At 74.2% G+C, this 24,084-nt stretch carries 26 protein-coding genes; 12 read left to right on the top strand and 14 right to left on the bottom strand.

Features of this window, described 5'->3' with window-relative positions:
* Positions 1–121 precede the first annotated feature (121 nt).
* Positions 122–961, bottom strand: coding sequence for an aldo/keto reductase (locus tag ACFCZN_RS18635; protein ID WP_429765716.1), 840 nt, complete (start codon positions 959–961; stop codon positions 122–124).
* Positions 962–1,317: 356 nt separating this feature from the next.
* Entirely contained in the window at positions 1,318–2,040 is a 723-nt protein-coding gene (locus ACFCZN_RS18630; RefSeq protein WP_430557726.1) for a cation transporter, read from the bottom strand.
* An 82-nt stretch (positions 2,041–2,122) separates the two neighbouring features.
* Here ACFCZN_RS18630 and ACFCZN_RS18625 point away from each other — a divergent pair, with 82 nt between their 5' ends.
* A complete protein-coding gene (locus ACFCZN_RS18625) occupies positions 2,123–2,368 on the top strand; it encodes a hypothetical protein (protein ID WP_430557725.1) in 246 nt (81 codons plus the stop codon).
* A gap of 84 nt (positions 2,369–2,452) precedes the next feature.
* Positions 2,453–2,674, top strand: coding sequence for a hypothetical protein (locus ACFCZN_RS18620; RefSeq protein ID WP_429765722.1), 222 nt, complete (start codon positions 2,453–2,455; stop codon positions 2,672–2,674).
* A 3-nt stretch (positions 2,675–2,677) separates the two neighbouring features.
* Here ACFCZN_RS18620 and ACFCZN_RS18615 read toward each other — a convergent pair whose 3' ends face one another.
* Positions 2,678–3,229 (bottom strand): TetR/AcrR family transcriptional regulator, encoded by a 552-nt coding sequence (locus ACFCZN_RS18615; RefSeq protein WP_430557724.1) that lies wholly within the window; start codon positions 3,227–3,229, stop codon positions 2,678–2,680.
* A 103-nt stretch (positions 3,230–3,332) separates the two neighbouring features.
* On the opposite strand from ACFCZN_RS18615, the gene ACFCZN_RS18610 reads away from it, so the two are divergent.
* Together ACFCZN_RS18610 and ACFCZN_RS18605 are read left to right on the top strand one after the other, a co-directional pair.
* Positions 3,333–4,526, top strand: a complete 1,194-nt coding sequence (locus tag ACFCZN_RS18610) for an FAD-dependent monooxygenase (protein ID WP_430557723.1) — start codon at positions 3,333–3,335, stop codon at positions 4,524–4,526.
* A 47-nt stretch (positions 4,527–4,573) separates the two neighbouring features.
* A complete protein-coding gene (locus ACFCZN_RS18605; protein ID WP_430557722.1) occupies positions 4,574–6,520 on the top strand; it encodes an NHL domain-containing thioredoxin family protein in 1,947 nt (648 codons plus the stop codon).
* 34 nt (positions 6,521–6,554) lie between these two features.
* On the opposite strand, the gene ACFCZN_RS18600 is transcribed toward ACFCZN_RS18605, so the two are convergent.
* Positions 6,555–6,995 (bottom strand): MarR family transcriptional regulator, encoded by a 441-nt coding sequence (locus ACFCZN_RS18600; protein ID WP_430557721.1) that lies wholly within the window; start codon positions 6,993–6,995, stop codon positions 6,555–6,557.
* Between the two features lie 107 nt (positions 6,996–7,102).
* Between ACFCZN_RS18600 and ACFCZN_RS18595 the strand changes: the two genes are divergently transcribed.
* Entirely contained in the window at positions 7,103–8,734 is a 1,632-nt protein-coding gene (locus tag ACFCZN_RS18595) for a PfkB family carbohydrate kinase (RefSeq protein WP_430557720.1), read from the top strand.
* A 13-nt stretch (positions 8,735–8,747) separates the two neighbouring features.
* Here ACFCZN_RS18595 and ACFCZN_RS18590 read toward each other — a convergent pair whose 3' ends face one another.
* Entirely contained in the window at positions 8,748–9,461 is a 714-nt protein-coding gene (locus tag ACFCZN_RS18590) for a response regulator (RefSeq protein WP_429765733.1), read from the bottom strand.
* Positions 9,458–10,792 carry a sensor histidine kinase gene (locus ACFCZN_RS18585; RefSeq protein ID WP_429765734.1) on the bottom strand — a complete coding sequence of 445 codons (1,335 nt, stop codon included), beginning with the start codon at positions 10,790–10,792 and terminating at the stop codon, positions 9,458–9,460. The genes ACFCZN_RS18590 and ACFCZN_RS18585 overlap by 4 nt, the downstream gene beginning before the upstream one ends.
* Before the next feature lie 122 nt (positions 10,793–10,914).
* On the opposite strand from ACFCZN_RS18585, the gene ACFCZN_RS18580 reads away from it, so the two are divergent.
* A complete protein-coding gene (locus ACFCZN_RS18580) occupies positions 10,915–11,784 on the top strand; it encodes a GAP family protein (protein WP_430557719.1) in 870 nt (289 codons plus the stop codon).
* On the opposite strand, the gene ACFCZN_RS18575 is transcribed toward ACFCZN_RS18580, so the two are convergent.
* Positions 11,785–12,792: a phosphotransferase family protein gene (locus ACFCZN_RS18575; protein WP_430557718.1), complete on the bottom strand. Its 1,008-nt coding sequence runs from the start codon at positions 12,790–12,792 to the stop codon at positions 11,785–11,787.
* A 21-nt stretch (positions 12,793–12,813) separates the two neighbouring features.
* Entirely contained in the window at positions 12,814–13,458 is a 645-nt protein-coding gene (locus ACFCZN_RS18570) for an HAD family hydrolase (RefSeq protein ID WP_429765739.1), read from the bottom strand.
* Between the two features lie 100 nt (positions 13,459–13,558).
* Here ACFCZN_RS18570 and ACFCZN_RS18565 point away from each other — a divergent pair, with 100 nt between their 5' ends.
* Entirely contained in the window at positions 13,559–14,443 is an 885-nt protein-coding gene (locus ACFCZN_RS18565) for a sugar phosphate isomerase/epimerase family protein (protein ID WP_430557717.1), read from the top strand.
* A gap of 40 nt (positions 14,444–14,483) precedes the next feature.
* Here the strand turns inward: ACFCZN_RS18565 and ACFCZN_RS18560 are convergent, their stop codons facing one another.
* On the bottom strand, positions 14,484–15,086 hold the full coding sequence (locus ACFCZN_RS18560) for a TetR/AcrR family transcriptional regulator (protein WP_429765743.1): 603 nt from the start codon (positions 15,084–15,086) through the stop codon (positions 14,484–14,486).
* Between the two features lie 52 nt (positions 15,087–15,138).
* On the opposite strand from ACFCZN_RS18560, the gene ACFCZN_RS18555 reads away from it, so the two are divergent.
* From ACFCZN_RS18555 to ACFCZN_RS18545, 3 genes are all read left to right on the top strand, one after another.
* Positions 15,139–15,681: a DinB family protein gene (locus tag ACFCZN_RS18555; protein WP_430557716.1), complete on the top strand. Its 543-nt coding sequence runs from the start codon at positions 15,139–15,141 to the stop codon at positions 15,679–15,681.
* An 87-nt stretch (positions 15,682–15,768) separates the two neighbouring features.
* Positions 15,769–16,773 carry a hypothetical protein gene (locus tag ACFCZN_RS18550; protein ID WP_430557715.1) on the top strand — a complete coding sequence of 335 codons (1,005 nt, stop codon included), beginning with the start codon at positions 15,769–15,771 and terminating at the stop codon, positions 16,771–16,773.
* Between the two features lie 812 nt (positions 16,774–17,585).
* Positions 17,586–18,617 (top strand): pirin family protein, encoded by a 1,032-nt coding sequence (locus ACFCZN_RS18545; protein WP_430557714.1) that lies wholly within the window; start codon positions 17,586–17,588, stop codon positions 18,615–18,617.
* Positions 18,618–18,636: 19 nt separating this feature from the next.
* Here the strand turns inward: ACFCZN_RS18545 and ACFCZN_RS18540 are convergent, their stop codons facing one another.
* Complete coding sequence (locus tag ACFCZN_RS18540) at positions 18,637–20,034, bottom strand: hypothetical protein (protein WP_430557713.1); 1,398 nt, start codon at positions 20,032–20,034, stop codon at positions 18,637–18,639.
* Positions 20,035–20,171: 137 nt separating this feature from the next.
* Positions 20,172–20,642 carry a nitroreductase family deazaflavin-dependent oxidoreductase gene (locus ACFCZN_RS18535; protein ID WP_429765751.1) on the bottom strand — a complete coding sequence of 157 codons (471 nt, stop codon included), beginning with the start codon at positions 20,640–20,642 and terminating at the stop codon, positions 20,172–20,174.
* Between the two features lie 379 nt (positions 20,643–21,021).
* Here ACFCZN_RS18535 and ACFCZN_RS18530 point away from each other — a divergent pair, with 379 nt between their 5' ends.
* The gene (locus ACFCZN_RS18530) at positions 21,022–21,243 is read left to right on the top strand and encodes a hypothetical protein (RefSeq protein WP_430557712.1); all 222 of its coding nucleotides are present in this window, start codon (positions 21,022–21,024) and stop codon (positions 21,241–21,243) included.
* On the opposite strand, the gene ACFCZN_RS18525 is transcribed toward ACFCZN_RS18530, so the two are convergent.
* Entirely contained in the window at positions 21,240–21,803 is a 564-nt protein-coding gene (locus ACFCZN_RS18525) for a hypothetical protein (RefSeq protein WP_430557711.1), read from the bottom strand. The two genes, ACFCZN_RS18530 and ACFCZN_RS18525, sit on opposite strands and share 4 nt — an antisense overlap.
* Before the next feature lie 207 nt (positions 21,804–22,010).
* Here ACFCZN_RS18525 and ACFCZN_RS18520 point away from each other — a divergent pair, with 207 nt between their 5' ends.
* Entirely contained in the window at positions 22,011–22,247 is a 237-nt protein-coding gene (locus ACFCZN_RS18520) for a hypothetical protein (protein WP_430557710.1), read from the top strand.
* A 145-nt stretch (positions 22,248–22,392) separates the two neighbouring features.
* Here the strand turns inward: ACFCZN_RS18520 and ACFCZN_RS18515 are convergent, their stop codons facing one another.
* Together ACFCZN_RS18515 and ACFCZN_RS18510 are read right to left on the bottom strand one after the other, a co-directional pair.
* On the bottom strand, positions 22,393–23,067 hold the full coding sequence (locus ACFCZN_RS18515; protein WP_430557709.1) for an NYN domain-containing protein: 675 nt from the start codon (positions 23,065–23,067) through the stop codon (positions 22,393–22,395).
* Between the two features lie 76 nt (positions 23,068–23,143).
* Positions 23,144–24,082 (bottom strand): restriction endonuclease, encoded by a 939-nt coding sequence (locus ACFCZN_RS18510; protein WP_430557708.1) that lies wholly within the window; start codon positions 24,080–24,082, stop codon positions 23,144–23,146.
* Positions 24,083–24,084: the final 2 nt, after the last annotated feature.

The following is a 24,084-nucleotide window of genomic DNA, read 5'->3' as shown; positions in this document are numbered from 1 at the left end:
TCCGTACGGCACCCTCCAGCCGCTCGTCAAGCGCGCTGGCAAAACGAGAGGCTGTCGGATAACTGCAGGGTGGGCGAACCGGGAGAACCCAGGGTCTCGACAGGCTCGACCACCGATCGGGTCAGCGGCCGGTGTTGTTCATCTCGTCCGGGTGCGAGCCGATGCGCTCGCCGCGGTCGAGGCCGGTGATGGCGGCCATGTCGTCGCCGGAGAGCTCGAAGTCGAAGATCTCCAGGTTCTCGCGGATGCGCGACGGCGTCGCGGACTTGGGGAAGACGACGTCGCCGCGCTGCACGTGCCACCGCAGCACCACCTGGGCGGGTGTGCGCCCGTGCTCGGCGGCGATGCGGGCGAGCGTCGGGTCCTCCAGCACGCGGCCGCGGCCGAGCGGGGACCAGGCCTCGGTGACGATGCCGTGCTCCGCGTCGAACGCGCGGACCTCCTCGTTGCCGAACCACGGGTGGATCTCCACCTGGTTGACGGCGGGCACCACGGTGCCCTCGGCCAGCACGCGGCGCAGGTGGTGCGGCTGGAAGTTCGACGTGCCGATCGCGCGGGCCCGGCCGGAGCGGTACAGCTCCTCCAGGGCGCCCCACGCCTCGACGAACCGGCCGACCGCGGGCAGCGGCCAGTGGATGAGGAACAGGTCGACGTGGTCGAGGCCGAGCTCCTCGAGGGAGCGGTCGAAGGCCTCCAGGGCGGCGTCGTGCTCGTGGAACGCGTTGTTCAGCTTGGTGGTGACGAAGAGCTCGTCGCGAGGCAGCCCGGCCGCGGCGATGGCCTCGCCGACCCCGCGTTCGTTGCGGTACATCTGCGCGGTGTCGATGTGCCGGTAGCCCGCCTCGAGGGCGGTCAGCACCAGCTCGCGCGTCTCCTCCGGCGGGACCTTGAAGACGCCGTAGCCGAGCTGCGGGATCGACGTGCCGTTGTTCAGGGACAGGGACGGGATCTCGGTGCTCATGTCACCCATCTTGTCCCGGACGGCGTAGCGTCGCGCGGCCGTCCCGTCCGGCAGCGTTGTCCCACCGCGCCGAGGTAGTACGGGTCGCGCCGAGGTAGTACGGGTCGCGCCGAGGTAGTACGACATCCCGCGAGGTAGTACCGCGGCGACTACCTCGCGGTTCCCCGTACTACCTCGCGGTTCCTCGTACTACCTCGCGGTGCCCCGAACTACCTCGCGGGTGCTGACGGCGCTGCGTGATCGATCCCATGGCGCCCGGGGTCGCCGTCGGCGCGGTTCCGGGAGCAGGCTGGAGGCGTCGTCGCGGCGCTGCGCGACCCGGCGGGGTGGCCGGCGGCGACGGCGCCGCCGCGTGGTCAGCGCGGACCGGCCGCCCCGCCGTCGTCCGGTGCGCAGCACCCGTCCCCGCAGGAGTCGCACCCGTCGTCGTCCGACGCGAGGAGCGCGCCGACGGGGGTGCAGCAGGCGTCGCCGCGCCAGGCCTCGACGCCCTCTCGCACCGCGAACCCGGCGATGACGAGCGCCGCGAGCGGGTCGGCCCACGACCAGCCGAGCGTCGCGTTGAGGACGAGCCCGACCAGCAGCACCGCCGACAGGTAGGTGCAGATCAGCGTCTGCTTCGAGTCGGCGACGGCGGACGCCGAGCCGAGCTCGCGGCCCGTGCGCCGCTCGGCCCACGACAGGAACGGCATGATCGCGAGGCTGACCGCGGCGAGCACGATGCCGACCGGGGAGTGGTCCGGCTCGGCCGCGCCGAGCAGCGTGCGGGCGGCGTCGACGGTGACGAACACCGCCAGCCCGAAGAACGACACCGCGATGAGTCGCAGCGCGACGCGCTCGCGGCGGTGCGGGTCCGGCGCGGCGAACTGCCACGCGACCGCGGCCGCGGACAGCACCTCGACCACGGAGTCCAGGCCGAAGCCGACCAGGGCCGCCGACGACGCCGCACGCCCCGCCGCGATGGCCACGACCGCCTCGACGACGTTGTACGCGATCGTCGCGGCGACGATCCAGCGCACCCGGCGCTCGAGCAGCGCGCGCCGGGCGGGCGGGACGGGGCGGAGCGGGAGGGTGGTCACGGACCCGACCGTACACGGATGCCTGTACCGTCGGCCAGGGGCCTGGGGCGTCCCGGCGCCGCGCGGCAGGCATGCTGTACCCATGTCGAAGAGCCTTCCGCTGCCCCCCACGGTGATCGACGACGACCGCGAGGTGCGGTTCGTCGCAGGGACGAACCAGTTCGCGATGCGCCTCAAGGACGGTCACCTGCACGTGCGCGCGATCGCCGACGGCGAGGACGAGGCGCAGATCTCGGTCGCCCCGACGTCGAGGAGCACCCTCGACCTGCGCATCCAGCGCCGGTCGGCCCAGGGTCCCGTGGCGGTCGAGGGGCCGACCGTGCGGTAGGAGCCCCGCCGGGGCGCGGGTCACGACGCCCGGGCTGTGGTCCTGTCGGCGGGTGGCGCACAATGGAGGGGTCGGAGGTGTTCCATGGTCACGATCGACGAGGCACGCGCCGCCAAGCCCGCCCTGCGTGAGGCGCTCGAGAGCGTCGAGGGGGTGCGCGGCGTCGGGCTCGCCCAGCGCGGCGACGAGACGGACTGGGTGCTGCAGGTGAACGTCGTCTCCCTCAGCGCGCGCAAGGACGTGCCGCCCCAGGTGGACGGCGTCCCCGTGCAGGTGACGGTGGTCGGCGCGGTCACCGCGTTCTGACGCTCAGGCGGCCAGCGCCGCCAGCGCGGCCATCTGCTCCAGCAGCTCGACCGCCCCGACGGTGTCGTCGGGGTCGAGGAGCACCCGCGACACCGCCCCCAGCAGCAGCATCTGCACGAGCGCGCCCTGCGGGTCGGGGACGCCGAAGAGCTCGGCCAGCGCGGTGCGGGCGTGCGCGTTGTCGGCGGAGACGGCGGCGGCCCGCTCCGGGTCGCGCGCGGCGGCCGCGACGAGCTCGAGCTGCACCGCCCACAGCGCCCGGTCGTCGGCGACCGACGTCATGACGCGCTCCCACACCGCGCGGAACCGCTCGCCCGGGGCTGCCCCGAGGTCCTCGGCGCCGATGGACTCCAGCACGTCGCCCCAGTCGCGCAGCGCGTCGACGAGGGCCGCGTCGAGCAGCGCCTCCTTGCTCCCGAAGTGGTACCCGATCGCCGCGAGGCTCACGCCTGCCGTGGTGGCGACGTCGCGTGCCGACGTGCGGGCGTACCCCTTGTCGCGGAGGCAGGTCCGGGCGGCGGCGAGGAGCGCGGCCCTGTTGTCGGTGGTGCGCATGGGCCCATGCTAGCTCGAACGTCTGAAACGAACGTCTTGCACGATCGTCTCAATCGGGTCTAGCGTGGTGCGCGCCACCTTCCTCCCGGTCAGGAGAGCTCCCATGAACCGCTCCGTCCTCGTCTCCGGCGGCGGCGTCGCCGGCCTCGCCCTCGCGCACCGGCTCGCCGCCCGCGGCGACGTCGTGACCGTCGTCGAGCAGGCGTCCCTGCCCCGCGCCGGCGGCTACAAGGTCGACGTGCGGGGCGCCGCGCTCCAGGTGCTGGACCGCATGGGCCTGCTCGAGGAGGCGCGGGGGCTGCGCACGGAGGTCCGTGCGGGCACGGTCGTCGACGCCCGCGGGCGCCGGGCCGCCAGCATGGACGGCGACACCTTCGGCGGGCGCGTGCACGACGACGTCGAGCTGCTGCGCGGTGACCTCCACCGCCTCCTGCGGGAGGGTGCCGCCGACGCCGAGCACGTCTACGACGACTCGATCCGGTCCCTGGTGGACACCGGCGAGGGCGTGGAGGTCGAGCTCGCCTCGGGTCGCACGGGGCGCTACGACGTCGTCGTCGGGGCCGACGGGCTCCGCTCCCGGACGCGGAACCTGGTGCTCGGGCCGGACGAGCGGCACGTCGTCGACCTCGGGTACTACGTGGCCGTGGCGACCGTCCCCAACCGGCTGGGCCTCGACCGCGAGGAGGTCACGTACGTGGGGCCCGGCCGCACCGCGCTGGTCTACGCCACGGCGCGGGAGGAGGGCGCGCGGGCGATGTTCCTGTGGTCGTCGGCGCCGCTCGGCCACCGCGACCTCGGGCGCGAGGGGCGCGAGCGGCTGCTCGCCGACGCGTACGCCGGCGAGGGGTGGGAGGTGCCCGGCCTGCTGGCCGACGTGCCCGCCTCGCCCGACCTGCTGTTCGACTCCCTCAGCCAGGTGCGCGCCGAGCGGTGGTCGACCGGTCGCACGGTGCTGCTCGGCGACGCCGCGTACTGCGCGTCGGCGGCGTCCGGCCAGGGCACGAGCCTGGCGCTCGTCGGCGCGTACGTGCTGGCCGCCGCCCTCGACGTGCACGACGACCCGGCGGCGGCGTTCGCCGACTACGAGCGCCGGATGCACCCGTTCGTGGCGGCGAACCAGGCGCTCGGCCCCGCGAACATCAAGCGGATGGTGGTGGGCACCCGCGGGCAGGTGCGCGCCTCGCTCGCGATGCTCCGGGTCATGGACAGGCTGCCCGGCAAGGACCGGATGATGGCCGCGATGACGGCGCCCATCCGCAGGGCGGCGAACGCCGTCGAGCTGCCCGACGCCGCCTGAGCGCGACGCCGGGCACGGTGGACCCGACGATCCCGCAGAATGGATCGGTGAGCTCCCCCCGACTGCCCCGCGTCCGTGCCTCCGAGCTGGTCGGCCGCGGCTGGCTCAACACCGGCGGCCGCGACGTCGCCCTCTCTGACCTGCGCGGCAAGGTCGTGGTCCTGGACTTCTGGACCTTCTGCTGCATCAACTGCCTGCACGTGCTGGACGAGCTGCGCGAGCTGGAGGAGCGGCACCGCGACGAGCTGGTGATCGTGGGCGTGCACTCGCCCAAGTTCGCGCACGAGGCCGACCCGGACGCGCTGGCCGCCGCCGTCGAGCGGTACGAGGTGCACCACCCGGTGCTCGACGACCCGGAGCTGGTGACCTGGGGCGCGTACACCGCCCGCGCCTGGCCGACGCTCGTCGTCGTCGACCCGGAGGGGTACGTCGTGGCGCAGATGGCGGGGGAGGGGCACGCGTCGGCGATCGAGGCGATCGTCGACGAGCTGGTCGCCGAGCACGACGCGAAGGGCACCCTGCACCGCGGCGAGGGGCCGTACGTGCCGCCCGAGCCGACGTCGGGCACGCTGCGCTTCCCGGCGAAGGCGGTCGCGCTGCCGGGCGGGAACCTGCTCGTGGCCGACGCCGGGCACCACTCGCTGGCCGAGCTCGGGCCCGACGGCGAGACCCTCGTGCGGCGCATCGGCTCCGGCGAGCGCGGGCTCGCCGACTCCCGCGGCGACGCGGCCCCGGACGAGGCTCGGTTCAGCGAGCCGAACGGCCTGTGCCGGGTGCCGGACGAGCTGCGCCCCGCGCTCGGCTACGACGTGCTCGTCGCGGACACGGTGAACCACGCCCTCCGCGGCGTCGACCTCGCCACCGGGCGGGTGCGGACGGTGGCGGGCACGGGCGAGCAGTTCATGGTGGGCGGGCAGGAGAACGTCGTCGGGTCGACCGACGCGTTCGACCCGGCCACGGCCTACCCCGCCGCCTCCGTGCGCCTCAGCTCGCCGTGGGACGTCGCGTGGTCGCCGCGGCTGGGCGCGTTCGTCGTCGCGATGGCCGGGAACCACACGCTGTGGGCGTTCGAGCCGCTGGCGGGGACGGTCGCGCTGCTCGCCGGCACGATGAACGAGGGCCTGGAGGACGGCCCCGGCGCCGACGCCTGGTTCGCGCAGCCCTCCGGGCTGGCGCCGGCGACCGGTCCCGGCGCCGCCGACGCGATCTGGCTGGCGGACGCCGAGACGTCGGCCCTGCGCCGGGTGACGCCGGCCTACGACGGGTCGGTCGCCGTGACGACCGCCGTCGGGCAGGGGCTGTTCGACTTCGGCCACCGCGACGGCGTTGCGGGCGAGGCGCTCCTGCAGCACCCGCTGGGCGTGGCGACGCTGCCCGACGGGAGCGTCGTCGTCGCCGACACGTACAACGGCGCGCTGCGGCGGTACGACCCGGCGGCGGACGTCGTGACGACGCTCGCCACCGGCCTCGCGGAGCCGAGCGACGTGCTGGTCGAGACGTCCGACGACGGCGTCCGCCTGCTCGTCGTGGAGTCCGCCGCGCACCGGCTGACACGGGTCGCGCTGCCGGCGGACGTCGCGGGCGAGGTGCTCGACGCCGGCGCGCACCGCGTGGCGCGCCCGGCGACGGAGGTCGCGCCCGGCGAGCTGCGCCTCGACGTGCCGTTCGTGCCCGCCCCGGGCCAGAAGCTCGACGACCGCTGGGGCCCGTCCACCGAGCTGCGGGTGAGCGCCACCCCACCGGAGCTGCTGCTCGACGGCGCGGGCGACGGCGTCGACCTGGATCGCGTGCTGGTGCTCAACCCGGACGTCGCCGACGGCGTGCTGCACGTGACGGCCAAGGCCGCGTCGTGCGACGTCGTCCCCCTCGGCCCGGACGGCGAGCCCGACCCCGACGTCTTCCCCGCCTGCCACCTGGCGCAGCAGGACTGGGGCGTGCCGGTGCGTGTCACGCCCGACGGCGACGCCTCGCTCAGCCTGCCGCTGCGCGGCTGACCGGCGCGCCGTTCTCCGGCCGGTACGCCGGTCGCTAGCGACCCCGGCGGAGGTTCCGCGAGAGCACCTCGAGCGCCTGCGAGACCTCAGGCAGTCGGTGGGTGTCGTCGGGTCCGAGCGCGGCGACGAGTGCCTCGTCGATCCCGGCGGCGCGGACCTGGGCCACCCGTTCGGACGCCTGGGCGGCTTGGCGCACCAGGGCCCGTCGTCGGTCGCCCGGGTCGGTGACGGTCTCGATCGAGCCTGCCTGCCTGAGGCGGGCGACGGCCGAGGACACCTGGCTCTGCGGCAGTGCGGTGCGGGTAACGATCTCGCTGACGGTGGTGTCGGGGTGGTCGGCGATGTCGCTGGCCACGACGAGCACCGTGCGGTCGCTGCCCCCGCGGGCCGCGGTCCCGGCCGGGGGCGGTGGCAGGGCTTCTTCGCCGATCTTCATGAGGGTGCGTCCCAGCAGGAACAGCTCGACTCCGTTCACGAGAGGGACCCTACATCGAGGTGGATATATCTCTATTGATGCATCTATTTAGATGGACTATGGTGACGGAGGACGCGGCGCGAGGTCGCGACCAGAGGGAGCCACCCATGTTCGTCACCACCGGCACGCTCGACGTCCCCGGCGCAGCCCTGCACTACCAGGTCTGCGGCACGGGGCCGATGCTGCTGATCTCCCAGAGCGGCGAGGGCGACGCCGACCGCAGCCACGACCTCGTCGCCCGACTCGCCGACTCCTACGCCGTGGTCACCTACGACCGACGCGGGCTGTCCCGCAGCCGTCTGGTCGACCCCACCCGGGGCGTGACCATGGACGAGCACGCCGACGACGTCCATCGCCTGCTGGCGGCCCTCACCGACGAACCCGCGCTCATGCTCGGCTGCAGCCTCGGCGCCGTCATCGGCCTGCATGCCGCACTCGCGCACCCCGAACAGCTCCGGACGCTGGTGGCGCACGAACCCGTCGCCCCGGGTCTGCTGCCCGACGAGCTGCGCGCACGTCATGAGCTCGAACTCGCCGAGCTCCAGGACCTGTACGCCCGGGCGGGCCTCGGCGCGACGCTGCCCGCGATCGCGAGGACCCTGGGCATCGACCCGACAGGAGCGGACCGCGAAGACAGCCACGGACCGTCTTCGACCATCTCGCCGCCGCAGCACTGGCCACGCTGCTCGACCTCAGGTTGCAGGAGGCCCCCGGTGGTCACAACGGCAACACCACCCACCCGCGCGCCTACGCACGATGGCTCCGGGAGACGCTCGATCCCCTCGACCGACCGGTGGGCACCCGTCGGGGACCTGACGGGAGCGTCGGCCCTGACCCGGAACGAGTGTGCGCGGTGTCCTAGTGTTCCGGGCGTGACCGCACCGAGCTCCGCTGACGTCCTCGTCGCCGGCCCCGCGTCCTGGAACCGCATCGTGCACCTGGACGCGCTGCCCGATCCGACGCCCCACACCGTGTTCGCGCGCGGCGCGTACGACACGGTCGGCGGTACGTCCGCCGGCAAGGCGCTCAATCTCGCGAGCCTGGGCCGCGGCGTCGTGCTGCGCACCGTGCTCGGGGACGACGACGAGGGCGCGCGCGTGCGCGGCGTGCTCGCCGACGCGGGCGTGCGGGTCCTCGCCGAGCCGTCCCCGGACGGCCGCACGGAGAGCCACCTCAACCTCATGGACGCCGGCGGCGGTCGGCTGTCGGTCTACCTGCGCGCGCCCGGCGAGGTCCCCGCCGCGGGGCCCGGCTGGGACGCGACGCTCGCCGCCGTGGACGCCGCCGCGGCCGTCGTCGTCGACCTCGCCGCGCACTCCGCCCCCGTCCTGGTCGCGGCCGCCGAGCGGGGCCGCGACGTGTGGGTGGACCTGCACGACTACGACGGCACCACGGAGTTCCACCGCCCGTGGGCCGACGCGGGCACGCACGTGTTCCTCAGCTCCGACCGCCTGCCCGACCACCGGTCGTTCATGGCCGAGCGGCTCGACGCCGGGGCCCGGCTTGTGGTCTGCACCCACGGCGCGCGGGGCGCCACGGCCCTCACCGCGGACGGTTTCGTGGACGTCCCCGCCGAGCCGGTGGACGACGTCCTGGACACCAACGGCGCGGGCGACGGGTTCTTCGCCGGCTTCCTCGACGCCCACCTGCGCGGCGCGGACCTCGCCGAGGCGCTCGCGGCGGCCGCGGCCCACGCCGCGCGCGTGGTCCGCAGCCCAGGCCTGGCGCCCGCCGGCTGACCGGACGGCCGGGTCAGGCCAGGCCAGTGTCCCGCGCGACGATCGCCGCCTGCATCCGGGAGACCACGCCCAGCTTGGCCAGCACCCGGGAGACGTGGGTCTTCGCGGTGGCCTCGGTGATGACCAGCTCGGCCGCGATCCCCTGGTTGGACAGGCCGCGCCCCAACGCGCCGAGCACGTCGACCTCGCGCGGGGTGAGGTCGGCGAGGCGGGCGTCGGCGAGGTCCGGCGCCGCGCCGGGCGCGGGGTCGGCGGCGACGGTGGGCGTCGAGGTTCCCGCAAGCTGGGCGAGGACGCGCCGGGTCACCTCGGGCGCGAGGACGCCGTCCCCCGCCGCGACGCGGCGCACGGCGTCGAGCAGCGCGGCGGGCTCCGCCGTCTTGAGCAGGAACCCGGCGGCGCCTGCGCGCAGCGCGCCGTCCACGTACTCGTCCAGGTCGAACGTGGTGAGCACCAGGACGTCCGCCAGGCCCTGGGCGGCGATGGCGCGGGTGGCGGCGATACCGTCCGTGCCCGGCATGCGCAGGTCCATGAGCACGACGTCGGGCCGCAGCGCGCGGGCGTTGGTCACCGCCGCGTCCCCGTCGGCCGCCTCGCCCACCACCTCGACGTCGTCCGCCGCGTCCAGGAGCATCCGCAGGCCGGCGCGGATCGCGGCGTGGTCGTCGGCGATCAGCACGCGGACGACGGCGCCCGCCGCGCCGCCCCGGGTCGTTGGCGTCGTCATCCTCGGGTCCCCCTGTTCTCCCGACCGGCCTCCGCGCCGGCCGGCACCCGGGCGCGCACGGCCCAGCCGCCGTCGTCCGTCGCGGCGGCCTCGAAGGTGCCGCCCAGCGCCTCCGCGCGCTCGCGCATGGTGAGCATCCCGGTCCCGGCGCTGAGCGGCAGCCCGGCGGCGTCGACGAGTTCCCCCCGGCCCGCCGGAGGTGCGGCGTTCCGCACCCCCAGCACCACCGCGCCGCCGCGCGGTCGCGGCTCGCGGGCCAGCCGCACGGTCACCGCCGCCCCGGGCGCGTGCTTGCGCGCGTTGGTCAGGGCCTCCTGCGCGATGCGGTACAGGGCGTGCCCGACGGCGGCGGGCAGGTCGGCGCGGGCGATGCCGTCCGGGTCCTCGAACGTCACGACCGTGCCGTCCGCGCGGGCCGCGGCGAGCAGGTCGTCGAGGCGGTCGAGCCGCCCGGGCGCCGCGAGCGGGTCGCGCGGCGCGTCGGCGCGCAGCAGCTCGATCATGGACCGCATCTCCGTGAGGGACTCGACCGCGCTGGTGCGGACCTGCTCCAGCGCGCCGCGGTCGCGCGCAGCGTCCGGCGGGGTGCTGAGCGCCGCACCGGAGTGGATCGCGATGGTGGACAGGTGCGAGGCGATGACGTCGTGCAGGTCGCGCGCCATCGCCGCCCGCTCCGCGCGCACGGCCTCGTGCCGGTCGAGCTCGGCGATCCGTTCGAGGTCGGTGGCGCGCCTGCGCTCCAGCTCCGCGGTCCGCCGCGCCTCGTCCGCGCGGGACCGTTCCACGGCGGCCAGCTCGGACTTCTGCCGCACGTTGTCCGCCCACCACATCGGGACCAGCAGGATCGCGCTCAGGTTCAGGCCCGTCGTGACGAAGGCGCGCGCGTCGCGGGTCGCCTCGCCGGCGGCGACCGCCCCCGCGACGGTCAGCGCGACTGCCGTGCCCCACAGCCACCGGCGCGCCGTCGGGCCGGACCACATCGCTGCCGCGAACAGCAGGTCCCACAGCACGAGCAGGATCGCGAGGCTGCCGCCCCACGCCAGGTCCACCAGGGTGACGGCGACACCGCCGGCGAGCGCCAGCATCGGGCGAGAGCGCTTGACGAGCGTGAGGGCGCACCCGACGGCGAGGAGCGCGACCCGCCACCACGGCTCCGGCACCACCGCGCCGAGAGGGCCGCCACGGAAGAGGTCGACGAGCCCGACCTCCAGCAGGAGCCAGCCCAGCGCGAACAGGGTCAGGGCGGTGGCGACGTCGCCGCGCCGGTCGTCGCCGCCCCACACCCGCACGAGCCTCCCGAGGAGGGTGGGGGCGGTGCGGTCGGTCGTCACCGCACCATCCCAGCACAGGGAGCCCGACGGGGGATCGGTCGAAAGGTGTACCCCCGGTCGGCCGTGCAGGATCAGTCGTTCGGGCGACGACGGCCGCCGGGCCGGCCGCGAGGATCGTCGGCATGGACCTCATCGACCTCGGCGGGCTGGAAGGCGCGGGCCTCGGCGTGCTCGCGGGAGCGCTGGTCGTGCTGGCGCTGATCGACTCGACCAGCTTCGGCACCCTGCTCATCCCCGTGTGGCTGCTCATGGCGCCCGGCCGGCCCCGACCGGCGCGGCTGCTCGCGTACCTCGGAACGGTCGCGGGCTTCTACCTCGCGGTGGGGATCGCGGTGATGCTCGGGGCGGGTGCCCTGCTGGACCGGTACGGCGACGTGCTGGACTCGCGGCCGGTGATGCTGCTGCAGCTCGCCCTCGGCGTCTTCCTGTTCGCGATCAGCTGGCGTTTCGACGGCAAGAAGGCCGAGGCGCGGGCCGCGCGCCAGGGCGCGAAGCCCGGGCGGCTGGTGCGCTGGCGGGCACGGGCCATGGGGATCGAGTCGGCCGCGGGCGCCGAGAGCACCGCGAGCACCGCGGGCACGACGACGCCGGACGGCGCCGTGGCGGGCCTGCTGCCCGGGACCGTCCCGACGTCGACGGTCGCGGCACCGAACGCGTCGCTGCTGCCGCTGCTGGGGTTGGCGCTCGGCGCGGTGGCTCTCGAGGTGGGGACGATGCTGCCGTACCTGGCGGCGATCGGCCTCATCACGACGTCGGGCCTCGGCACGGGCACGAGCGTCGGCGTCCTCGCCGCGTACTGCGTGGTCATGGTGCTGCCGGCGCTGCTCCTGCTGGGCGGGCGGCTTGCCGCAGCCCGGTTCGTCGAGCCGCTGCTGGCCCGGCTGGAGAGGTGGCTGTCCAGGAACGCCGCCGACCTCACGGGCTGGGCGCTCGGCATCCTCGGTGTGCTGCTGACGCTCAACGCCCTCGGCCGGCTCGGCTGGACGGGTTGATCAGGCCTCCAGCTCGTCCAGCACCCGCTGCAGGTTGGCGCGCGCAGTGCGCTGGTACCCGGCCACCCAGTCGCCGGAGTACCCGCGGGGCACGATCTCCACGACCAGGAGGCAGGCGAAGTACGCCCGGTAGAGGCGCAGGCGCTGCCAGGCGTCCGGGTCGCCCGAACCCGGCGTGCCGTGGCCGACGCCGAGGTCCCCGCCGGCGTCCCGGTAGCCGGCCAGCAGCTCCGCGTCCACGGCGCCGGCGCCGAGCTGGTCCGCGCCGACGAGCTCGAACACCGGGTCGCCCCACAGCGCCCGCTCGGCGTCGAACGCCCCGACCACCGTGCGGTCGGCGGGGTCGAGCAGCAGGTTGCCGGGCCACAGGTCGGCGTGCACGAGCCGCGGCGTCGTGACGGCGGCGAGCAGGTCGTGGTGCCGCTCGACGGCGGCAAGGAGCCGGTCGGCGGGCAGCTCGACGTCCCAGCGTGCGGCGTCGTCGAGGGCGGCGCGCACCATGCGCGCGAACGCCTCCGGCCAGGTGGCGGCGGCGAGGCCGGCCTCGGGCGCCGGGTAGCCGAACGGTTCGCGGGCGTCGTCGTCGCGGTCGAGGCGGTGCAGGCGGGCCATCAGGCCGCCCAGCGAGCGGCGGGCCCGGGCGGCGGTCGCCTCGTCCAGCTCGAGGGTGCTCCACAGGTCGCCGTCGAGGAAGGTCGTGACGAGCGCGTCGCCGTCCACGTGGGCGCGCGTCGTGTCGTGGTGCAGCACCCGCGGCAGGGGCAGGCCGGCGGCGTGGGCGACCCGGTCGACCGCCGCCTCCGTGCCGAGCACGCCGTGCTCGTAGCGCAGCAGGCGGGAGGTGTCCGCGCCGGTCACCTTCACGACCACCGTCCGCCCGTCGGCGAGGTCGGCGCGCACCACGCTCGCGAACAGGCCGCCGCTCAGCGGCGCCACGCGGCGCACGACGCCGAGCGGCGCGAGCAGCGCGAGGACCTGCTCGTCGGTGACCGCCGCCTTGGTGAGCACGCGCGTGAGCGTAGCGGCCGGTCAGCCCGCGAGGAGCGCGGGCAGCTCGAGCAGCGAGTCGACGACGGTGGTGCGCGCCGCCTCGGGCCGCTCGGCGTGCAGGTACCCCCACGGGCCGCGGCGGACGAGGATCGGCATCATGCCGGCGTCGGCGGCAGGCAGGACGTCGTTGTCGAGGCGGTCGCCGACGTACGCGATCTCGGCGGCGGGCACGCCGGAGAGCTCGGCGACCTTCGCGAAGAACCCCGGGTCGGGCTTCTGCACGCCCCACTCGTCAGAGGTGCGGATGGCGTCGACGGGCAGGTCCATCGCCTCGAGCGCGGCGCGCGCCTGCGGCGGCTGGTTCCCCGCGACGACGACGGCGAGCCCCGCGGCGCGCAGCGCGGCCAGCGCCTCGCGCACGTCGGGGTAGAGGTCGTCGGCGTCGAAGTTCTCCCGCAGGCCGGCCGGGTCGTCCGCCGCCCACCGCTCGATCTCCGCGGGGACGTCGAGGTCCGGGCGGACCATCTCGAACGCGTGCCGGTGCGACAGGTCGAGGGCCGCGCACCCGCCGAGGACGCCCAGGAACGTCAGGGCCGGCACGCCCAGGCGGTCGGCCCAGCGGGTCCAGATCCGGGTCTCGTCGATGAGGGTCTCGCCGACGTCGAACACCACCGCACGCACCATGCCCGTGACCCTATCGGGCACGCGCCCTGGCATCCTCCGCGCTGCCGGAGGACAGCCTGTTGTCAGCGTCCGTTCAGATCCTGCGGCTATCGTGCGGAGCATGGCTGAACCGCGCGAAGCCCAGGCAGTCCCCGTGACGCTGTCGACCGCCTCGGTGTATCCGCGCCGCGCGGCGTTCGCGTTCGAGGTGGCGGCCGAGCTGGGGTACGACGGCGTCGAGGTCATGGTGTGGTCCGACCCGGCCACGCAGGACCCGGCCCAGCTGCAGCGGCTGTCCGACGAGCACGGGGTGCCGATCCGGTCCGTGCACGCCCCGACGCTGCTGGTCAGCCAGCGGGTGTGGGGCCGGTCGCCGGCCGACAAGCTGCGCCGGGCCGTCGACATGGCGGGTGAGCTCGGCGCCCCGACCGTCGTGGTGCACCCGCCGTTCCGCTGGCAGTACAAGTACGCCCGGCAGTTCCAGGACCTCGTGCACGAGCTCAACGAGGCCAGCCTCCACCAGGACGGCGGCGTCACCGTCGCGGTGGAGAACATGTACCCCTGGAAGCCGCGCTCCCGCGGCGACCGCGAGCTGAAGGCCTACCTGCCCGGCTGGGACCCGGCCGAACACGACTACGACGCCGTGACCCTCGACCTCTCCCACGCGGCGATCGCCCGTCAGGACGGGCTCGCGCTGGTGCACGGCTTCGGCGACAAGCTGCGGCACGTGCACCTCGCCGACGGGACGGCGTCCGGCCGCGACGAGCACATGGTGCCCGGCCGCGGCGACATGGCGTGCGACAAGGTGCTCGAGGAGCTGGCGCGGCGCGACTACGCGGGCGACGTCGTCGTCGAGATCTCCACGCGCAAGGCGCGCACCGCGAGCGAGCGGCACGCCGACCTGCAGGCCGCGCTGAAGTTCGCGCGGGCGCATCTCGCCCCGGTTCCGGAGCCGTACCAGCCGCCCCCGCCGGAGCACCACCACCTGCCTGCCGACGCCTGGTAGGCGCCGCCGGTCGTGGCGTCGCGGTGTCGTGGCGGCGCGGTCAGGCCACGGCGACGCGGGCGCCGACGGCGCGCAGCACGAACGCCTCGGTGGCGCGGATCGCGCGCTCCCGTGCGGCGGGGTCGTCCGGGATGAGCCTGCCCGACAGGCACGCGTTGACGAGCTGCACGGTCGGCTCGATGTCCTGCTCGGGGAACTCGCCCTCCGCGATCCCCGCGCGCAGGATGCGCTTGAGGATCGACTCGACGATCTCGGCGTGCTCGCGCAGCCGCGCCTGCGTGGTGCGCGAGAGCACGGTGCGCAGGTCCGGGCCGGGCGCGAGGTGGAAGACGCGGGTGAGCTGGGCCTGCTGACGGATGTACGTCCGGAGCTGTTCGACGGGGTCGGCCACCTCGGCGAGCGCCCGCTCCAGGGTCTGCGCGTACTGCTCGGTCTCGTGGGTGATGAACCCGAGCAGCAGGGCTTCCTTGTCGGGGAAGTGGTTGTAGACCGCGGTGCGACCGACGCCGGCCGCCGTCGCGATGTCGGCCAGCGTCACGGAGTCGAACCCTCGCTCGGACATCAGCGTCGAGAGGGCGGTGAACAGCTTGTGCCGGGTCATCTGGCGGTGCTCGTGCAGGCTCTTCCCGATGATCTTGGGCATGCTGACATCATAGGCATCCGTTGTCAGCACCTCTGGACGCTAGGGTGCGGTTGTGACCGACCCCACCGCTCAGCCAGACGGCATCGTCCCCGACACCAAGGACTGGACCTGGGTGCTGGAGCGCCCCTGTCCGGACTGCGGCTTCGCGGCCTCCGAGATCGCGCCGTCCGACGTCGGGCCGGCCGTCCGCGAGACGTTGCCGCGCTGGCGCGTGGCCCTCGCCCGCCCCGACGTCGCCGCGCGGCCCCGCCCCGAGGTCTGGTCGACGCTCGAGTACGCCGCCCACGTGCGCGACGTCTTCCGCATCTTCGACGAGCGCCTCGCGCTGATGCTCGCCGAGGACGACCCGGCGTTCGCGAACTGGGACCAGGACGTCGCCGCCCTCGAGGGCGACTACGCCCACCAGGACGTCGCGACCCTGGTCGCCGAGCTCGACGCCGACGGTGCCGCCGTCGCCGCGGCGTTCGACGCCGTCGCGCCGGGCGAGGAGGAGCGCACCGGGCGCCGGTCCAACGGCTCGGTCTTCACCGTCCGCACGCTGGGGCAGTACTTCCTGCACGACGTCGTGCACCACCTGCACGACGTGCGCGCCTGACGGACCTCGTCTCGCGTCTGCGCAGGTCACACGTTCGCAACACGGTCGTGACACGCAGGTGACGGCGGGGCCGGTACGGTCCGCGCCATGGCCAGGGTCACGGCGCTCGTCCCCGCGGAGCACACCTCCGACCACGTGCTCGTCGTGCCACGTCCGGCCGGCGACGGCGGCGGCCCGGGCCACGACCTGCCCGAGCTGGCTGCGGCCTGGTTCGACGACGTCGGCTGGCTGACCCCGCCGTCCGCCGCCGGACCGTCCCGGACCGGCGGCGGGGCGCGGTTCCACGGGGTGCGGGCCGCGGCCCGGCCGTCCGCGGGGGTGCTGCGGCTCGGCGAGGAGCACCGGGCCACGGGGCCCTTCCCTCTCGACGCCGACGCGGCCGCGGCGCTGGGGTGCGCGCACCCGGCCGAGGCCTGGGCGCTGGGCCGCGCGGACGGCGCGCTCGACGTCCGGGGCGGCCGGCCCGGCGTGCACGACGACCGCGACGGGATCGCGCGGGCGTTCGCCGCGGCGCTGCCCGTGGGGGAGGAGCTGCGCGTCGTCGGCTGGGCGGTCGCGGTCGCCCGACGCGTGTCGGGGCTGCTGCTCGCCGACGGCCGGCAGGTGCTGCACCCCGACCCCGGCGCTGCCGTCGACCTGGCGGTCTGGCCGGCACGCCCGGTGCCCGCCGGGGAGCTGCTCGAGGTGGTGCGGGCCGTGGTCGCCACCTCGACCCTCGAGGCGGTGCCGGGCGGCCCCGGCCACCGGGTGCTCGCCCGCACGCCGTACGACGGCGACCTCGTGGTCACCCAGGAGGCGGCGGGCCGGCTGCCGCGCGCGCTCGCGGACCGGTCGTGGCCCGACGAGGTTCCCGCGACGGTCGTCCGCCTGGCATGGCGGCCGCAGGACCCGTACGAGCTGGGGGTCTCCGACCCGTCGGGGCTGCACGTGATCGCCCGGGACCGTGCGCGTGCCCTGCTGGCGCGGGCCGCGACGCTGCTGCACGGCCGGGCGGGCGGCGCCGTCGTCGACGACGCGGGCTTCGAGGTCACGGCGCCCGAGCTGGAGCTGCGGCGAGCGGCCCCGACGCCGGGCGCGCGCGCCTGGGTGTGAGGCGGGGTCGTCCACAGCCCCTGTCCACAGCCCCTGTCCACAGGGCGGGGTGGACGGGGGTGCGCTCTCCCGTGGCGCTTCACCTGCGACGTTCCACGGTGGAACGGTGTGAGGGCGCTCGCCGGGGGCCGTGCGGAGGTGCGGGGCCGGCGGGACCCGATGCCCGCGGAAACCGCGAGATCCTGCGGATCGCGCGACGGTCCAGGCGGTGTGGGCCAGGCCGGTTTGGGGCGGTCCGTGGTCCCGGCGGGCGGGCGGGGGCGTGTCGCGCCCGGCGCGTCGTCCACAAATTTCTTCCACAGGCCTGTGGGTGACGTGGGGATTCCGCGGGTCACCCTGTGGACGAGCCTGTGGCCGGAGGATCCACCCGGAAAACCTGCTCCACACCCCTTGCACCGCATCCGTAGCAGGTCTAGAAACGTGCGTACCGGTCTTGCGGAGATCGGGTCGGAGATCACCTGAGAAGGTGGTCGCCCGCCCGCTCCACGGGACACGGTCGACCGGAGAACGACGGGCCGTCCCGTACCGCGGTGCGGGTTGTGGGTGACGACACAGGTGTCTGTACGGGGCCGGAAGACCACCCGCGTCCGGCTGTTCGTGGAGAACGGGTTCTGCAGAGGCGACGACGCACCAGGCCTCGACGGGACACGGCGAGCGGTCGGGGTCGTGACGTCGCCACGGCACCCCTGGTCCCCGGGACCGTCGACCAGGGGTACGCGGTTCTCTCCGAGGCCCCCCGGCCGCCCCGGGGGGCCTCGGCACGTCCGGACCGCGTGCTCTCGCCGTCGCGCCGCGCGGCCTACGCTCGGGCCATGAGCAACCTCGAGACCCGCCCGGCCGAGCGCACCTGCACCGCCGGCGACCGCCCGGCCGGCGTCGAGCTGCTGACCGCCCGCGACGTCCCGCTCGGCGGCCCCCGCGCGATGACCGTGCGGCGCACCATCCCGCAGCGGCAGCGCTCGCTGGTCGGCGCCTGGTGCTTCTGCGACCACTACGGGCCGGACGACGTGTCGGCGTCCGCGGGCATGCAGGTGCCGCCGCACCCGCACATCGGGCTGCAGACCGTCTCGTGGCTGTTCGCGGGCGAGATCCTGCACCGCGACTCGGTGGGCTCCCTGCAGACGGTGCGGCCCGGGGAGCTCAACCTCATGACCGCGGGCGTCGGCATCTCCCACTCGGAGGAGTCGCCCGCCGAGGGCCGCCCGCCCCAGCTGCACGGCGTCCAGCTGTGGACCGTGCTGCCCGAGGCCGACCGGACCTCCGCGCCGCACTTCGAGCACCACGGCGACCTCCCGGTCGCGACGCCGGGCGGCGCACGCGTGCAGGTGTTCATGGGCGGGCTCGAGGTCGCGGGGGAGCGGCTGGTGTCCCCGGCCCGCACGTACACGCCGATCGTCGGCGCCCAGCTGGACCTGCCCGCGGGCGGGAGCGTCACGCTGGGGACGGACCCGGGCTTCGAGCACGCCCTGCTCGTCGACGCCGGAGACGTCACGCTCGAGGGCGAGACCGTGCCGCCCGCCGCGCTCGGCTACGTGGCCCCCGGCCGCGAGAGGCTGGTCGTGACGGCGGGCGCCACGCCCGTGCGCGCCGTCCTCATCGGCGGCGAGCCGTTCACCGAGGACGTCGTCATGTGGTGGAACTTCGTGGGCCGCACGCACGACGACGTGGCGCGGGCCCGCGCGGACTGGATGGCGCAGGTCGCGGACTCCGGCGAGGGCACCCCGACCCGGTACGCCGACGGCGCCGCGGGCCGCCGGTTCGGCGAGGTGCACGGGTACGCGAGCGGCCCGCTGCGCGCGCCGGTGCTGCCCGACGTGCGGTTGCGGCCGCGCACCCGTCGCTGACGCGCCGACGGGCGTCGGGTCAGGTCCGGGGGAACGTCACGCGCACCTTCGCGACACCGTCGGACGTGGAGCGCACGGTGAGGCGCATCGCGCCGGAGCGGGTGGTGAACGACGAGCCCTCGCGCAGGTTCGAGCGCCGGGCGGACTCCTTGCCCATCGGCACGATCAGGTGCTCGCCGGGATAGGCCCAGGTCGATCCCCGCCACCCGAGACGGCTCACGGTGACGCCGTACGAGACCGTGTAGTCGCTCGCCACCCGCCACGGCATGCCGCCGAGGTACCGGTACGTGGCCCCCGACGGGCGGCGGAGCTCCACGTAGTAGTACTGCCCGGTCTTCGGGTCGACGGCGCGCAGCAGCGTGGGCCGGCTGGTGCTGCGGTGCCGGGCGTCGAGCGTGACGGTGCGGGCGCCGCCCTTCCTCGTGACGGTCACGACGTCGGACGACGGGAGCACGCCCAGGCGCTTCTTCTGGGCGCCCGACAGCGGGGCGGTGCCGACGGCGGCGAAGTCGGCACCCATGAGGTCCATCGGGTCGAGCCCCTCGACCGCACCGCAGCGGGAGGACGTGAAGGTGCGGTCCGGGACGTCCCCCGTGCACCAGCCGACGCCCGAGTGCTCCAGGCCCATGTTGTGGCCGAGCTCGTGCGCCAGCGTGGACACCGCCGTCGCGTACTGCGGGTGCGTGAATCGGGAGCTGCGGGCCGCACCGCCCGGGCCGCCGAACAGGGAGAACGACCAGCCGCCCGGGTTGTCCCGGCTCGCCTTGCTCGGCAGCGAGCCGAGCCCGAGCGTGCCGCCGCAGGTCTCCGACTCGCGCGAGCCGCCGGGGTAGTCGCCCCGGAGGTACGGGAAGAGCACCACGAGGTGCTCGCGCGTGCCCGGGCCGCGGGTCGTGGAGTCCCACCACCCGGCGCCGTAGTGCGCGCGCCCGCCGCGCTTCACCTGCGTGAGGATGCGGCCGGTCGTGGTGCACCGGCCGTCGCCCGTGTCGACGCGCTCGACCGCCGAGGAGCGCACGAACCTGACCCGGCCGCCCGACTGCTCCGACCAGTACGCCGACACCTTCGCGAGCAGGGCGTCCACGTCGGCGTCCCGCACCAGCCGCGCCGCCCGGGTCTTCGACATCCAGCGCGGCGTCGCGACCGCGACGTCCACCCGGTGCACCGTGCGGTCCGTCCGGGCGCGGAGGGCGGTGCCTGCGAGGTCCGGCCGGGTGACGGCCGACTGCCAGCGCACCGTGTCGTCGACGACGTCGCCCGGCGGGGCGTCGTCGATGCCGGGGGTGTCCGCCACGGCGCTCGGGACCGCGGCGCTCGGGACGGCGGCTGCCGTCGCCGGGGCGCCGACGGCCGCGAGCGGCTCCGCCAGCAGCGCGGCGGTGACGAGGGCGACGACGGTGATCGCGCGTGCCTGCATGGTTCCCCCCCGGGCTCCGGATGCGCGCCGGGCGGGCGCGATCGGCACGAGCAGCGTAGGCACCGGTCCTGTCGTGCCGCCCGTGGGACCGGGGGTGAGGTGCGTCGGTCAACGGGTGAAATCGTCGCCCAGGGCGCTCACCCGAGGCGCAGCTCGACCACCGGCACGGCCTGCAGCCAGTCCGCCTCGCCCCGCTCGCGGGCAAGGGGCTCGGCCCACTCGGCGAGGACCGGGCCGAGCTGCGCCCACGGCCCGGGGTGTGCGTCGGTGTACGCGCGCAGGACGGCGGCGCCGTCGTCCGGGTCCAGCACGACGGCGCGGGACCGGACGTCGCGCCGCGTCCCGATCGACACGAGCACGCGCGGGTCGGCCTGCACGTTGCGGAACCACTGCGACCGCGGCCCGAGCCCGGCGACGACGACGGCGCGGTCCGGCGCCGGCCGCGCGACCACCTCGAGCACGACGTACCGCCGCTCCCCGCTGCTGCGCCCGCGGTGCTGCATCATCAGCAGCCGTCCGCCGGCGAGGAAGCCCAGTCCCGCCCGGAACAGGCCGATCGGAGCGCGCACGAACCAGCGGGTGTGCAGCATGCGGGACGCGAGACTCATGCCCGCGAACGTATCGTCGCCGTCCGTCGTCGTCCCGTCGGCGCGGCAGTTCGGGCTCACGGCGGCAGCTCGAACTGCCGTCGTGAGCACAGAGTGCCGCGCCGAGCATCCGGTCGGGGAACGACGAAGGCCCGGACCGAACGGTCCGGGCCTCGCGGTGGAGCGGGTGACGGGAATCGAACCCGCGCTGTCAGCTTGGGAAGCTGACGTTGGCCGATTTCCCGCCCCTGAGCCTCGTCAGGATCGGCGCGATCCTGCGGGGCTACCGTACCTGGAGATGCACCGAGGAGTACCGAGTGGCACACCCGAGTGGCACGTAGTGGCACGACGGGTTCTCCATCGCCATCGCCGCCCGTGTGGCAGGCATATCGTCGGACCGATGTCCACGAATAGGAGCCGGTGGCGGATCGTCGCTCCCGACGGTGCTGAGACACTCGTCGACGGGACGCTCGTCGAGGTGTGCGACCAACACGACATGGCCGGCTGCATCCTCGCCGGATGCGCGGAAGCTCTTGGCTGGACGATGACGAATCTCGACACCGGTATGACCACGGTTCCGGAGGATGTCGACCCTGCGTTCCGAAACGCCCTGCACGACTAGCTTGGCCGGGGCCACCTGCGCGAGATCGCGGCCGCGACCCTGGAGATGTCGTCGGCAGCGTTGCGGCGGAGTAGTTGAACAGGCGTCTCCCGGTTCCGGCCTACCTCCGCGGACAGGAACCACACGATCGTCGCGGCTTCGTGTCGGACGTCGTCGCCGACGAGGTCAAGGATGTCCTGCAGCCGTGCGGGTGGGAGGCCACTGGGGTCGAGCTGACTCAACGGCACCAGGTAGCCATTCTCGGCGCTTCGAAGTGCCAGCAACATCCCCTCGCGGATGTACCGGCGCGCCGTCTGGGCGGCAACCCCACGGTTAGGGCGCGACGGCCCTCGCACGTAGTGGGCCGCCTCCTTGGCCGGCATGCCGAGCACCGCTTCAGGTACCTGGACGCCCGGAGGCTCTCGGGGTGTGGGTTCGGGCTCGTCGCGCAGCAACGCCGAACAGGGCTGGTGGAGCGCCCGCACGCGCTCCACGGTTTGTTCATCGTGTGGCTCGTGCCGGAAGGTGACTACTCCGTCGGCGCTCACGACGACGGTCGTCCGGAACTGCATGCTGCTCATTGCTCACTCTCATCGTCGGCAACGCGCACAGCGAGCACCCGTGGGGTGCCTGTGCGCTGTTCCAGGCGGGGAGTTGCTGAGCGGCATCGCCGCATCATGTTTTCGTCTCAGCGAGCCACGGTGATCGTGGCGCGCCGCGCGAGTGTATCCGCGACGCGGTGCGCCCCGACATGGGCGCCCGCGCGGGCGTACCTGCAGACTGGAGACATGGGTTCAGACGTGACATCGATCCGCGTCAGCAAGAAATTGCGCGACCGGATCAAGGCTGGCGCCAAGACGCACGGGGAGTCGCTGTCCGCCTACCTCGCGAGGGCGCTGCGTGAGCTCGAGCAGCGCGAGTTCCTCGATGCCGTCGCTGCGCGGCAGTACGACGACGCGGACCTGGCCGAGTATCGGCAGTGGGAGCAGGCCGACCTCGGCCCATCCGGGGAAGCGACGCCGTAACTGTCGTTGGGTGTCAGCGTCGTGACAGGCAACACAGATTTCCCCCTTGCGGGTGCCAGGGATGGTGTCTATGTTGGCAACACCCACCCGGACTACTTCGGTAGGCGGGCCCAGAGCCAGATCCCTTCGGGGATCTGGCTCTTTGTCATTCCCAAGAGTTGGGGCGCGTGATCGCCCGGCCGTCGGCGCCGACAACAGGGCTGGGAAACTGTGCTTGGACGAGCGGCTCGCGTCGCACCCTCCGTCGCTCGTCGCCGATCAGCGCCGGGTACCTGCTGCTTCGCGGATCTGCCACGATCACCCGCTTGCCGAGCTGCGTGCGGACGACGTCGACGGCGGGCTGGATGTCCGAGTCGTTGCTCACGACCAGTGCGGTGTCGAAGCGATCCTGGAAGCCGTCCACGACCAACTGGACAGCGAGGTTGACGTCTGAGCCTTTCTCTTCGGTCTTCATCACCTGAACCGTGCTGCCGCGGCAGCAGGAGCAGGGCAGTTGGTGGCCTCCGCAGCAGTCGCACGAGTCAGGCGAGATTCGGAACATCCGGGGCTTGGACACCTTGAAGATGCCCTCGAGGACGTCGACCGTGGGCAGGGTGGCAAGGGCGCGGAGGTAGGCGTCCTGTCGGACATGGGCATCGGGGTCGTCGGGCCGGCCGGTGATACGTGCGGTGCAGTAGACGATCCGCTCGACGGCGTACCCGGGTAGGAGAAGTCCGCTCCACGCTGCCAGGTCGAGCCACTTCTCCGTCGACCCCTTGAGCGCGCCGTAGTACAGGTTGAACCCGTCGATGTAGACACACGCCCGACCCCTCGATGACATGCGAAAACACTACTGGGCGGGCACCGACAGGGGGCGAGCCAGTAGGGCGAAGTCATCTACGCGGCCCAAGGTGGCGCTACTCGAAGAAGTCCTCGTCGACCTCGACCACTCGGAAGACCTGTGTCTCCTGAACGCCGACGCCGTGGGTCAGCATTAGGCGGGCGAGCCGATTGCCGTCGACGAGCACGATCCGCGGTGTCACAGAGACAGCGAAGTCGCGGGCACCCTTACTGAACCTACCGGTCGTGATGAAGACACCGCCCGCCGCGCCGACAGCGTGCAAAGCGCCCAGGAACCCCTGGACCTCGGGGCGTCCAACGCTGGTGTCCAGCGCATACCGCTTGGCCTGGACGTAGACGCGGCCGATGCCGAGGGCATCCTGGTTGATGACCCCGTCGAAACCGCCGTCGCCGGGGCCACCCATGTGCTGGACGTCGTCCTCTGTGCCCCCGTAGCCCATGGCGTGCAGGACCTTCAGGACCGACTTCTCCAGGAACTCCGGTTCGCGGTCGTGCAGACGCTGGAGCAGCTCGGACTCGACGTCGGCGTCGATCCGGGCGATGGCGTCGGCCGCCTGTTCCAGGGGCGACACGGAGGCGTCAACGCCGCCTTCGTTCCCCGTGGCTCCGGTGGCGCTGCCCTCGCCGCGGGACCCGCGGCGGGCCTTGAACTCCCGGTACTCGGGAAACTGCTCCAGGTCGTCGAGAGTGACGGCCCTCCCGCGCTCGACAAGCAGCTGTCGACCGCGATCGTTGATGGCGTAGACGCCACGCTGCGGCTTGGTGACGGCGGCGGCGTGGAACAGGTAGCTCATGGCCCAGTTGACGCGGTTGTCGTAGCGACGTTGCCCGCTCGCGATGGTGGCCTCACGCTGCTCGGCGTTGATTCCGAGCGCGTCGGCGACTTCGCGAGCGACGTCTCGGGAGCGCCGCGGGCTCCCAGCGGCGAGCACCGCCAAAACAGGACCGAGCAGCTCGTGGAAACGCGGCAGTTGGTCGCGGGTCGCCGTTGTCACGA

Origin of the sequence: Isoptericola sp. NPDC056134 (assembly GCF_042264825.1) — a bacterium.
Lineage (GTDB): Bacteria > Actinomycetota > Actinomycetes > Actinomycetales > Cellulomonadaceae > Isoptericola > Isoptericola nanjingensis.
The sequence above is the reverse complement of the archived record's forward strand: the minus strand, read 5'-3'. Positions and strand labels throughout refer to the sequence as shown.